This is a genomic window from Sulfurospirillum sp. SCADC (assembly GCF_000743525.1).
Taxonomy (GTDB): Bacteria; Campylobacterota; Campylobacteria; order Campylobacterales; family Sulfurospirillaceae; genus Sulfurospirillum.
Genome location: NZ_JQGK01000005.1, coordinates 32,209 through 44,517, shown reverse-complemented (window position 1 = coordinate 44,517; position 12,309 = coordinate 32,209). Strand labels below are relative to the sequence as shown.

The following is a 12,309-nucleotide window of genomic DNA, read 5'->3' as shown; positions in this document are numbered from 1 at the left end:
TTTATGCGACTGCTTGTTTTTTTTGACCTACCAACGGCGACCAAAAAAGAGCGAAAAGACTACACGATCTTTCGCAGATTTCTTCTCAAAAGTGGCTATGACATGCTTCAGTTTTCGGTGTATTGCCGTATATGCAAAGGACAAGATACAGCCGAGCGATACATGTCACATTTGGAAACAAATCTACCGCCAAAAGGCAACATCAGAGCGATGAGCGTTACCAATACACAGTATGAACGCATGAAATTATTGATAGGAATGGATAAAAAAGAAGAGAAAATAGGTAAAAACCAACTACTTTTATTCTAGTTTTAAAATGAAAAATCCCAACAAAACCCCTAATTTCAGGGGTTCTATCGAGGTCTATTATAGCAAAACCGAGTGAGATGGGGGGCTATAACTTAAAAGGAATATGGAGCGAAGCACCTGCAATTATAGCAAAACCGAGTGAGATGGGGGGCTATAACGCAACGGCTCGTAATCTTGTCAACGTCTTTATTATAGCAAAACCGAGTGAGATGGGGGGCTATAACTGTCACCTTGGCACGTTCCATAAAATTTTTATTATAGCAAAACCGAGTGAGATGGGGGGCTATAACCCGTATGAAATTCGTTAAGCTTATCAGCAAATTATAGCAAAACCGAGTGAGATGGGGGGCTATAACGTAGATTTTAACAATAGAAGTATTGCAACAATTATAGCAAAACCGAGTGAGATGGGGGGCTATAACAATACATGTAAACCTTTAAAAAATTGTCCTATTATAGCAAAACCGAGTGAGATGGGGGGCTATAACTTAACGATATTGTCAACGGTTGTCATCGCCATTATAGCAAAACCGAGTGAGATGGGGGGCTATAACAAAAACTAAGGAAAAAACTATGACAAAAAGATTATAGCAAAACCGAGTGAGATGGGGGGCTATAACAAAAGACCACTCGCATAAAGCGTTTGATTTATTATAGCAAAACCGAGTGAGATGGGGGGCTATAACTTCCTTTGGATATTGCTGTATCTTCTGTATATTATAGCAAAACCGAGTGAGATGGGGGGCTATAACATACCACTGGACGTACCGACTCTTTCCTTTATTATAGCAAAACCGAGTGAGATGGGGGGGGCTATAACATCATCATCAAAAGAAAGCATTGCCCCTATATTATAGCAAAACCGAGTGAGATGGGGGGCTATAACAACAAGGATATACAAATTGTTGATAGTAGAATTATAGCAAAACCGAGTGAGATGGGGGGCTATAACACATGGAAGAGCCACACGGCTATCGCCGTAATTATAGCAAAACCGAGTGAGATGGGGGGCTATAACAACCTCTGTGGCGGAAACATCGCCAACACTATTATAGCAAAACCGAGTGAGATGGGGGGCTATAACACACTTGATGGTTGGTTACATGCTCTTCACATTATAGCAAAACCGAGTGAGATGGGGGGCTATAACTTGACTGCGAGATACATTTGCTCGATGAAGATTATAGCAAAACCAAGTGAGTATCTGAGCCTATTTTAGTTTACATGTAAAGCATGGGGTGAGAAATGAATCGTAAAGTAGTTTTGTCCTTCTACATGTAAATAACTCAAACGAAAGCCGTGTTTTTCAACAATGGCGTTGGCGATGTAAAGCCCGAGTCCTAGTCCACTGCTTGAGCCCTCTACCGTTCGGTTAAAGGCGCGTGAAAAGTCGAGTCGCTCTTGGGGAATTTTCTCTCCAAAACTGCTAATGCTGATGCTATTACTGCACATATCGACTTCTACGCCATCCGTTGAGTGTTTGAGCGCATTGTCCAGTACGTTTTTAAGGGCGGTGGCAAAGAGTTCAAAGTCAACGATCACCAGTGGTGCCATCTCTTGGGGCGGAATATGAATGCGTTTGGTATCGCTTAAAAGCAGTAAGTCCATCGCATGGTCTAACACATCGACCAAGCGGTACTCTTTGGCTTCGAGTATCCACTCGTTGGAGCTCAGTTTTTCGACTTTGACCATTTCTCCAAGCAACGTTTCAAGGCGCTCGAAAATGCGCTCTAGTTGGGGTTGTTGTTTGATATTCTCAAGAGAATTGGAGAGAATTTTCCCTTTCATAATTGGCGTTTTGAGCTCATGCAAAATGTTGCGTAAAAAGAGCGTTCGAGCCTCTTTGAGCAGGTGAATCTTCTGCATCGCTACGTTAAATTCTGAGGCAATTTCACCCAATTCATCTTCGCTGTCGACCTCGATCACTTGAAATTTTTTGGTATCGCCGAAGGTGCGAATCGCGCTTTTGAGGCTGCGAAGACGCAACAGTTTACGAAGCACGATGCCAAAGAAAAGCAGCAAAAGCGCGTTAATCACACCGCCTAAAATCCAAAGACGGTACAGCGAAATCTCCTCAATATTTTCCAAAACGGTCGGCATTTCTCCCATTGCATCGTTATGAATATCAAAGGGTGGTGGTGGAAACCTATCGTCTCGCATCATCGGCATGATCATGGGTGGAGGTGGGTTTTGATGAACAAAATAGAGTTTATCGTGGTACTGAATCATCTCAGAAAAAGGATCCTCCAGAAGTTTTTCACCCTTGTTGAGCAACGTATCTTTATCTTGATTGCTGATGCGAATACCCAGCTTTAAAAACGTTCCTTCTTGGTCAGAGTCGTTATGCAGCATCGTTTTTGTCGCCATGATAAAACGCTGAAAGGTAAAAAAGTGTAGATCACTCATTTGCCTTTTGTATTCAAAGGCAAAGGCAAGATTGATGACCACCAACGTGAGGGCAAAAAAGATAGAAACGAGTGTTACAATCGATGTTTTACGCATTAACAAATTTATACCCAACCCCTCGTACCGAGAGAATAAATCGAGGTTTTTTAGGATCATCACCAATTTTTTGGCGAATGCGCCCTATAATCACATCGATACTTTTTAGACTGCTCTCATACTTGATAGAGCCGATGTTCATCAAAAGCTCTTCGCGTGAGATCACAAAACCCTCTTTTTTGAGCATATACGAGACGATGTCATACTCTGCCATTGTCAGCCTTAGTTCATGTTTACCACGCTTGATGATGTGTCGCTCTTCATCAATGCTAAAGGTAAAAGCGGTAGGCTCATTAAGCGTATTGCCACGTCTTAAAATCGCTCGAAGTCTGAAAGCCAGCTCTCTTGGATCGTACGGTTTTGGCAAAAAATCATCCGCTCCACGCTCAAATCCCATCACTTTATCGCCCATATCAGAACGTGCTGAGGAGATAATAATCGGAAGGGTTGGAATCGATTCATGCACAATGCGACAAATCTCCAAGCCATCAATTTGAGGCAGTGAAAGATCTAAAACAAGGGCATCAAAGGTGTCATGTTGGAGGGCTGTTAAACCATCCAAAGGCGTAAACGCCAGTACGATTTCGATGTCCTCTTTTAAAAGAGATTCTTGAAGGAGTTGTGCGAGTTCAACGTCATCTTCGATCATTAAAATTTTAATCATATTTTGATTATAACGAAGATCAAGTAAATGAAAAGTAACATAAAACCACGCCTTGCTTAGAGCGTGGTTTTATGCTTAGGCACTAAAGCTGACAGATGTCCCAGCAAGAGTATTTTGAGAAGCATAATTCGAGATGATTTGCGCTAAAAGCGTTTGCATCAAGTCTTCACTACTGGTTGTACTCTCTTCTGTTGTATCCGTTGTACCAGAACTTTCTGCTTGCGCAGAGTCTTGGTAGGCTCGTGCTTCAGTGGCGCTTACTGTACCATCTTTGTTGGTATCAGCGGCATCAAAATTCTCAGCCAATGTTTCAAAGAGCGCAGAAAGGGCACTATCCGTTGATGAAGTCTCACTCGCCTTAGCGGTAAGCTCATCCACAGTGTAACCCGTATCGTCCTCATCCTCAGAAGAAGATGATGTCGCTGACGGCGGGGGCGTGCCTCCAGCTGCAGATACTGTACTCATCTCTGTTGCATCGGTTGTCTCTAATGATGATTGTTGATAAACCATTGCTTCAGCTGAAGTTACCTTACCATCACCATCGGTATCAGCTGCCTCGAAATTCTCCGAAATAGCTGAAAGCAAAGTCGAAAGATTCGTATCGGTTGAAGCAGTCTCTTCCGCCATAGCGGTAAGCTCTTCAGCGGTATAACCCGTATCTTCTTCACTTGATGATGATGTAGATGGCGGAGGTGGGGGCATACCTGACGCTATCGTCTCAGATTCTTCACTGGTAAACAATGAACTTAGTTCATCCTCACTGATCGTTCCATCTCCATCACTGTCTAACGATGAAAAAACACTACTAATAGTACTTTCGTCACTGTTTGACAATGCTAGAGCTGCACTGCTAAACTCAGCACTGTCAATAGCACCACTCGAATCAGAATCCATAGATGTAAGCAACGCATCTACGAAATCTGAAGTACTCGAACTGGTACTACTGCTAGTACTGCTGCCATACGAACCGTACAAAGACGTTTCATAGAGAGAATTTGAACTGACCGTCATCATCTCCTCCTTTGTTTGGCTTGGGAATTTCCCAATAGCAATCCTATCACCGATGCAGTAAACAGTGGGTAACAATGAAAAAAGTTTTACATGTAAAGGTATTTTTATCCAAACCGATAGCCAACCCCTGAAATCGTGATGAGCAATGTGGGTCGATTGGGGTCGGTTTCGATTTTTTTGCGAAGTTGATTAACAAACACACGCAGTATTTTGGTGTCGTTTTGATAGCCCACACCCCAGACATTTTTGAGGATTTGTGCATGGGTTAGAGCCTTGCCACTGTTTTGCATGAAAAATTTTAAAAGGCTAAATTCGAGTGGGGTGAGATGCAACGCATCATCGTTCAGTTTAAATTCTCGTTTTTCAAGATCAAGTTCCAACGTGCCCACTTTAAGCAATGGCGTGCTCTCTTTTTTGAGCGCATGCCTGAGAGCAGAGTTGATGCGCGCAACGAGCTCTCCTGTAAAAAAGGGTTTCACTACATAATCATCCGCTCCTAAATTGAGTGAATCCACGATCTCTTGTTCGCTATTGCGTGCCGAGACAATAATAATGGGGATGTTGCTAAACTCGCGTATTTTTTGCACAAAAAGCCTTCCATTGCCATCGGGAAGCCCTAAATCTAGCAAAATCAGATCAGGATTAAACTGAACCATATGCGACATGCCCTCTTTTTGAGTGCCACATACTTTGAGTAAAAAAGCGTGCTCTTCAAGGCTCACTTCAAGAAGCTTTTGGATCTGTTTATCATCTTCAATGATCAAAATTTTGTATTTGAGTTGGGACACTATTCCTCCTCGTTGGGGATACTAAACTCAAAAATCACACTGTTTTCCAAATTTCTCGCCCAAATCCTTCCCTCGTGCGCTTCAACGATTTTTTTGCAGATAAAAAGCCCTAAGCCACTGCCATTAATGTCATCGCTAATGCCTTTGATTCTGAAAAACTTTTCAAACACCATTTTAAGGTCTTCTTCACTGATGTGACTGTCTTCATTTAAAACAAAAATTTTACACCACGTTCCCTCTTTTTGAAACCCTAAGGTAATGGCACTTCCGTGTTGTGAGTATTTAATCGCATTTTCCAAAAGATTGACGACGACGCGCTCTATTAAAACACAATCGGCTTTAAAAATGCCCGATTCCTCTTCAATTTTGATGTTAAAATTGCGCTCTTTTAAAGTATCTTCAAACTCCCTCGCCGCTTGAGAGAAGATGTCTGCTACATCGCACCAATCTTTTTTAAGAACCACTTTATGGCTTTCAAACCGTGCCGAATCAAGCAGATTATTCATCAAACGTTCCATCTTTTTTGCGCTAAAAATAACTTGAGAAATGATAACGCGTTTCTTCTCATCCAACCACGTTTCATCCGTTTTCAGCATCGAAACCATGCCTAAAATAGAAGCAAGCGGTGTTCGTAAGTCATGGGAAATCGAGCCATACAGTGCATTTTTAAGCTCTTCACGTGCTAATGTAATCGCATTTTTACTGTTTTTTTCTGAAAGCGAAATACGCTCAAAAGAGACCGCCATGACACTGGTGACCGAGTCTAAAAACATCTTAAACTCCGTGTTCATCTCATCTTGTTTGATTTTAATCCCAAGGGCTCCATAAACGACCTCGCGGCTTTTAATGGGAATATAGAGCATATCCGAAGCCAAAAAAGTATCGGTTCCAGCCCCTGCGATTTTGCCATTGTCCAAACACCAATCAAGGACGGCTTTTTCACTCGAAGAGATAAAAATAGCCTCTAATTTTTCAAACATCGCATCGTATTTTTTACTCGATAGCGGACTTTTAGGATCATAATGCGCATAGAGTTTTGGTATCTCATCCACATGCTTGCGTAAGAAAAAGAAGGTCTCTTTGCCGAGTGATTCAGCGATTAAAGGCATCGCTATCTTAATCACCTGTTTTATTTCAGAAACAGCAGTGACACGACGGCTTAGTTTATACAGTCGCCTTACCCTCTTCTCACGTTCGCGGATCACCTCACCAATGAGTTTCAATTTTTTCGCTTGTGATGAGATGAGATAAGCAACAATAAAAAAGATGAAAAAACTCCACAGATGCGAGATGTCACTCACCACAAAGGTATAAACAGGCGGCACAAAATAGTAGTTAAAAAGCCCGACACCGACAAAAGTAATCACCATCGAGGTTTTCATATCGCCTCTGGAAGCAACAATCAGTACAGGAATGAGAATCAGCAGTGCGACATTGAGAAGTTCCAAATGATTTCTAAAAACGATACAGCCAAATGTTATCACACCCAGTAAGCCTAGTCCAAAGAGAGAGTGCCACAACGGAGCTTCCTCTTGTTTGGCTTCATCAAGGGTATACGCTTCTAATTTTTGCTCTTTGGTTTTGTTGATATACGAAATAATGCAAAACTCATCGCCTGCATTTAAAAGCTCATCGGCAATATCCATACGCCAGAACTTTCCTATAAAGTTTTTTTTGCGCTTTGCCACAACAATGTGCGTTACAAACCGCGTCCTCGCATGTTTTAAAATCTCTTCGCCGACATCTTGACCCGAAACGGTGTTGACCTCAGCGCCTAACTCTTCGGCTAAACGGATATTTTTAGCCAATTTTTCACGATTATTGGTTGAAAAATCATCGACGTAAAGCGCGATCCACTCCGCATTCATCTGCGAGGAGAGCCGTTTGGCATAGCGAATCAGATTGGCAGAAAATTCACTGCCATCGATGCACACCATGACCTTTTCAACCGCTTCCCAGCGCTCAACTTTATTCTCTTTATAGAGTTCTGAAACGTCTTTACTGACACGTCCTGCAGCTTGTTTGAGCGCAATTTCCCTTAGGGCATTGATGTTACCAAGCTTGAAAAAGTTCATCAGCGCTTTTTCAACGCTTTGGAGTTTATAGATTTTCCCCTCTTTGAGCCGCTCGACCAATTTTTCAGGAGGGATGTCGATGATTTGGATTTTATCAACGCGTTCTAAAATGCTATCAGGAACGGTTTCAGTGACCTTCACACCCGTAATCTGTAGCACCAAATCGTTAAGACTTTCAAGATGTTGGACATTCATTGTGCTGTAAACATCAATGCCATTGTCCAAGATCTCTAAAACATCTTGGTAACGCTTTTGGTGTCTTGAAGTGGGCGCATTGCTGTGAGCTAACTCATCAATGAGCACCACATCGGGCTTCGCTTCCAAAATAGCATCGATGTCAAGTTCATAAAGCGTACTTCCACGGTACACGATCTTTTTAGGGGCAATGGAGGGAATGCCTTGGGTTAAACGCTCTGTTTCAGCCCTACCGTGCATCTCAACATAGCCAATGAGCACACGCTTTCCACTTTGAAGTAACTCTTTGGCGTTACGAAGCATGGTGTAGGTTTTGCCCACACCGGCTAAAGCGCCAAAGAAAAGTGTTAGCTCTCCCGTTTCGCGTCTGTTTTTGATCTCTTGAAGTACCAGATCACTTGTTTCTAAGACATCTTCATTCATGTTGAGGATTTAAAACTCCAAAGTGTTTATCTAACGCACGATTTAAAAGAAGGACATTCACCCTCTCCTCGCCTATAAAACCCAAAAACTTTTTTTCAATGTGCTGATTGACAAGCTCAAGCATTTGAACTTCATCGACATGGCGCTCTTTGGCGATGGTTTTCACCTGATAAAGGGCTGCTAATTTGGAGATATGCGGGTCAAGTCCACTGCCTGAGGTCATGACCAAATCACTAGGAATTTCACCCTCACCAAACCTTACATGTAAAGCTTCTTTACGGACTTCTATTCTATCCAACAAAAGCTTGTTTGTCGGTGCTAAATTGCTCCCACTTGAGGAGAGTGCATCGTAACCATCCTCCCCTGCAGCCGAGGGTCGAGCAATAAAATAACCCACTTTTGAAAAATTTTGTCCGATCAGTTCTGAGCCTATAACCGTTCCATGTTCTTTCAGTAAAAGCCCCGAACTCTGTGTTGGAAAAACCCATGCCCCTAAATTGGTAACCGCCAGAGGATAAACACCTCCAAGTAAAAATGTCATGACTAAAAGTAATTTAATCGATTGAAATAGTGTTTTCATACGCTTCCTTTTACAAAAGATGCAATGTTGCAAGCAACATATCCAGCAGTTTTATCCCTACAAAAGGAACGATAATACCGCCAAGTCCATAGATAACTAAGTTTTTTCCTAGCACCACGTCCGCGCCCAAGGCTTTATACCCAACCCCTGAAATTGCCAGAGGAATCAGTGCGATGATAATCAACGCATTAAAAATAACCGCCGATAAAATAGCACTCTGAGGTGATGAGAGGTGCATGATGTTAAGCACTTCCATCTGCGGAAACGCTACCACAAAGAGAGCTGGGATGATCGCAAAGTATTTAGCAATGTCATTGGCTAAACTAAAAGTCGTTAGCGCACCTCTGGTCATCAAAAGCTCTTTACCCGTCTCAACCACTTCAATCAGTTTGGTAGGTGAACTGTCCATATCCACCATATTCGCCGCCTCTTTAGCTGCTTGGGTTCCACTATTCATCGCCAGTCCCACATCCGCTTGCGCAAGAGCAGGCGCGTCGTTGGTACCATCTCCCGTCATTGCCACCGTAAAGCCCTCTTTTTGATAGTTGCGAATAAGCGCTATTTTCGTATCAGGCGTTGCTTCGGCGACAAAGTCATCCACACCCGCTTCGGCGGCAATGGCAGCAGCCGTGATCGGATTGTCTCCCGTAATCATCACGGTTTTAATGCCCATACCTCTAAACTCAGCAAATTTCTCTTTGATAGAAGGCTTGATGATGTCTTTGAGGTGAATCACGCCTAAAACATGATTTCCAATACATACGACTAAAGGTGTGCCACCTTTTTTACCAATTTGAGCGCATATATCATGAGCCTCTTTGGGGAACTTCCCACCCTTTGCGGTGACAAATTTTTCGATGGCATCCACCGCCCCTTTGCGATACTCCTTACCATCCAAGTCAAGCCCACTCATCCTCGTATAGGCACTAAAAGGGATAAACGTGGCACTTTCAAGATTGGCTGGTTCTTTAGATCCATACGTATTTTGTGCAAACGTAACCGTACTTTTTCCCTCAGGAGTGTCATCACTCAGCGATGTTAACAACGCCGCATAGGCTAAATTATCAAGCTCTTTGGTGTCAATGGGGAGAAAAACACTCGCCATGCGATTACCAAAAGTGATCGTGCCTGTTTTATCGAGTAATAACACATTAACATCGCCCGCAGCTTCTATGGCTTTACCGCTCATCGCCAACACATTCTTTTTAAGCAGTCTGTCCATCCCTGCAATACCAATGGCACTTAAAAGCCCACCAATGGTTGTCGGAATCAAACAGACCAAAAGCGCAATCAGCGAGACAACAGATATATCTGCGTTTACATGTAAAGCCATTGGCTTAAGTGTCAACGTCACCACAATGAAAATGGCGGTCAAGCCCATCAACAAGATGGAGAGCGCAATTTCATTCGGACTTTTTTGCCTTTTAGCCCCTTCGATCAGGCTAATCATACGGTCCAAAAAGGTTTCACCAGGATTTTTCGTGATCTTGATCGTAATCTCATCACTTAAAACAAGCGTACCGCCTGTAACCGAGTTGCGGTCCCCTCCTGATTCACGGATGACGGGCGCAGATTCGCCTGTAATGGCGCTCTCATCAATGCTCGCAATGCCCTTAATGACCTCGCCATCGCTGGGAATCACTTCGCCTGCACTGACAACGACCACATCGCCTACTCTCAGGCTCTCAGAGCTCACTTTTAAAAGGCTACCATCCTCACTTAACTTATTGGCACTGCTACTTTTTTTACCCGAACGTAATGCACTGGCTTGCGCTTTACCCCTGCCCTCAGCCAATGCTTCTGCAAAATTGGCGAAGAGAACCGTAAAAAAGAGCCATGCAAAGACCCAAAATTCAAATCCAAAAAGAGAAATGTTGCCACGACTGCTCTCATAAAGCCATATAAAACCGGTGATAAACGTACCCAAATAGACCACAAAAATGATCGGATTTTTGAGCTGTTCTTTGGGTGTTAATTTGCTAACGCACCCTTTGAGCGCATCGTTGATAATCGCTTGGTTATAGCTAGAATTTTGTTGTTTTTTCATGTTCATTCCTTAAAAAGAGACGCGTTCAAGCATCATCAAATGCTCAATCACAGGGCCAAGTGCCAGTGAAGGGAAGAACGTAAGTGCTCCCGTTAACACAATGGTTGCTACCAAAAGGGTGATAAAAAGTGTACTTTGGGTATTGAGTGTACCTTTACCAAACGGAACCACTTTCTTTCGTGCCAAACTTCCTGCAATCGCCAGCATCGGGATAATCACACCAAAACGTCCCACAAACATACAAAAAGCCAGTGCATAGTTATAGTAAAGTGTATTACCACTGAGTCCTGCAAAAGCACTACCGTTGTTTCCACTGGCTGAGCTAAAGGCGTAGAGCACTTGAGAAAGACCATGCGGTCCTGGGTTGGAGATGGAGCTGGTGGCATCAGGGATTAAAAGCGATAATCCTGTAAAAAGAAGGATGCACAGACCCGGAAGCAACACGGCTATGACGGTATAGGTCATCTCCTTGGCTTCAATCTTTTTGCCCATATACTCAGGGGTTCGTCCTATCATCAGTCCTGCGATAAACACACTTAAAATGACATACGCCATCATGCCGTAAAATCCAGCACCCACACCGCCGATGACAATCTCACCGAGCATCATCTGCACCAGAGCCACCATACCTGCGAGTGGAGTGAGGCTATCGTGCATACCATTGACCGCACCACACGATGCTGCCGTTGTGGCTACTGAAAATAAAGAGGTTGAGGCGATACCAAAACGCACCTCTTTGCCTTCCATCGCACTCTCTCCAACAATGCCCGAAATTTCAGGATTGCCAAATTTTTCAGAAGTGTAATGCGAGCCTAACATCAACACAAAAAGCACAACCATCGCAATTAAGATAGAACGTCCCTCACCGCTTTTTTGGCTCATTTTTCCATAGACGAAAAGCAACGAGATGGGTAAGAAGAGGATGGAGAAGACCTGCACAAAGTTAGAAAGGGGCGTTGGGTTTTCAAAAGGGTGTGCGGAGTTAGCATTGAAAAAGCCACCACCATTGGTTCCTAACATCTTAATTGCCTCTTGTGAAGCTACAGGTCCCATCGGGATGCTCTGATTGGCTCCTTCGAGGCTCACTGCACTGATATAAGGGGAAAAGTTTTGAATGACGCCTTGAGAGATCAAAAAGAGCGCATACACCAAAGAGAGCGGAAGCAAAACATACAACGTTATGCGTACCATATCTCCCCAGAAATTGCCGATGGACTCGCTCTCTTTAGAGATGATGCCTCGCATGAAAGCCACGGCGACCGCAATGCCTGTTGAAGCGGAGAGAAAGTTTTGCACGCTGAGCACGAACATCTGAGAGAAATAACTCATCGTGCTCTCACCACTGTAATTTTGCCAATTGGTATTGGTCACAAAACTCACCGCCGTATTGAACGCTAACTCAAAGGGCAAAGCGGGTAAGCCTTGGGGATTAAGCGGTAAAAGATGCTGTGACAGAAGCACTACCAGCACAAGTACGATGCCCACACCGTTAAAAAGCATGAGTGCTAAAGCGTATTTTTTCCAGTTCATCTCAAGATGAGGATTGATGCCGCACAAGCGATAAAAGCTATTTTCTAGCGGCGCAAGGATGGGGGTTAAAACATTTTTCTCCCCCACCAACACTTTGGTAAAAAACCCACTGTACGCTTTTGCCACTCCTATGAGCAAGATCAAAAAGCTGATAAAAAGGGTTATATCTGCAACCATTGTTTTCC

General features: G+C 43.4%; 8 protein-coding genes, 1 pseudogene and 1 CRISPR repeat array. Of the genes and pseudogenes, 1 reads left to right on the top strand and 8 read right to left on the bottom strand.

Translation table 11 applies throughout. The features are described from left to right. Positions 1 to 3: 3 nt before the first annotated feature. Positions 4 to 309 (top strand): CRISPR-associated endonuclease Cas2, encoded by a 306-nt coding sequence (gene cas2 / locus JU57_RS04390; protein ID WP_037957464.1) that lies wholly within the window; start codon positions 4 to 6, stop codon positions 307 to 309. A gap of 56 nt (positions 310 to 365) precedes the next feature. Next, positions 366 to 1,525: direct repeats of the CRISPR family, unit length 36 nt; unit sequence ATTATAGCAAAACCGAGTGAGATGGGGGGCTATAAC. Positions 1,526 to 1,563: 38 nt separating this feature from the next. Here cas2 and JU57_RS04385 read toward each other — a convergent pair. The 8 genes and pseudogenes from JU57_RS04385 to kdpA all read right to left on the bottom strand — a co-directional run. Beyond that, a pseudogene (locus JU57_RS04385) lies at positions 1,564 to 2,811 on the bottom strand (ArsS family sensor histidine kinase); the annotation flags it as partial. Beyond that, the gene (locus JU57_RS04380; RefSeq protein WP_037957460.1) at positions 2,804 to 3,475 is read right to left on the bottom strand and encodes a response regulator transcription factor; all 672 of its coding nucleotides are present in this window, start codon (positions 3,473 to 3,475) and stop codon (positions 2,804 to 2,806) included. The gene JU57_RS04380 and the pseudogene JU57_RS04385, both read right to left, overlap by 8 nt. A gap of 75 nt (positions 3,476 to 3,550) precedes the next feature. Further along, entirely contained in the window at positions 3,551 to 4,486 is a 936-nt protein-coding gene (locus JU57_RS04375) for an EF-hand domain-containing protein (RefSeq protein ID WP_037957459.1), read from the bottom strand. A 104-nt stretch (positions 4,487 to 4,590) separates the two neighbouring features. Then, positions 4,591 to 5,274 (bottom strand): response regulator transcription factor, encoded by a 684-nt coding sequence (locus tag JU57_RS04370; RefSeq protein WP_294875854.1) that lies wholly within the window; start codon positions 5,272 to 5,274, stop codon positions 4,591 to 4,593. Beyond that, entirely contained in the window at positions 5,274 to 7,967 is a 2,694-nt protein-coding gene (locus JU57_RS04365) for a sensor histidine kinase KdpD (RefSeq protein ID WP_037957457.1), read from the bottom strand. Before JU57_RS04365 ends, JU57_RS04370 begins: the two co-directional genes overlap by 1 nt. Further along, positions 7,960 to 8,547 (bottom strand): potassium-transporting ATPase subunit KdpC, encoded by a 588-nt coding sequence (gene kdpC, locus JU57_RS04360; RefSeq protein ID WP_037957456.1) that lies wholly within the window; start codon positions 8,545 to 8,547, stop codon positions 7,960 to 7,962. The genes JU57_RS04365 and kdpC overlap by 8 nt, the downstream gene beginning before the upstream one ends. Positions 8,548 to 8,557: 10 nt before the next feature. Further along, the gene (gene kdpB / locus JU57_RS04355; RefSeq protein ID WP_037957454.1) at positions 8,558 to 10,594 is read right to left on the bottom strand and encodes a potassium-transporting ATPase subunit KdpB; all 2,037 of its coding nucleotides are present in this window, start codon (positions 10,592 to 10,594) and stop codon (positions 8,558 to 8,560) included. Between the two features lie 9 nt (positions 10,595 to 10,603). Further along, positions 10,604 to 12,301 carry a potassium-transporting ATPase subunit KdpA gene (gene kdpA / locus JU57_RS04350; RefSeq protein WP_037957453.1) on the bottom strand — a complete coding sequence of 566 codons (1,698 nt, stop codon included), beginning with the start codon at positions 12,299 to 12,301 and terminating at the stop codon, positions 10,604 to 10,606. Positions 12,302 to 12,309: the final 8 nt, after the last annotated feature.

Excerpts from the sequence above, each read along its gene's own strand:
- kdpC (WP_037957456.1), bottom strand. The coding sequence starts at position 8,547 with ATGAAAACACTATTTCAATCGATTAAATTACTTTTAGTCATGACATTT.
- JU57_RS04375 (WP_037957459.1), bottom strand. The coding sequence starts at position 4,486 with ATGACGGTCAGTTCAAATTCTCTCTATGAAACGTCTTTGTACGGTTCG.
- JU57_RS04365 (WP_037957457.1), bottom strand. The coding sequence starts at position 7,967 with ATGAATGAAGATGTCTTAGAAACAAGTGATCTGGTACTTCAAGAGATC.
- JU57_RS04380 (WP_037957460.1), bottom strand. The coding sequence starts at position 3,475 with ATGATTAAAATTTTAATGATCGAAGATGACGTTGAACTCGCACAACTC.
- cas2 (WP_037957464.1), top strand. The coding sequence starts at position 4 with ATGCGACTGCTTGTTTTTTTTGACCTACCAACGGCGACCAAAAAAGAG.
- kdpA (WP_037957453.1), bottom strand. The coding sequence starts at position 12,301 with ATGGTTGCAGATATAACCCTTTTTATCAGCTTTTTGATCTTGCTCATA.
- kdpB (WP_037957454.1), bottom strand. The coding sequence starts at position 10,594 with ATGAAAAAACAACAAAATTCTAGCTATAACCAAGCGATTATCAACGAT.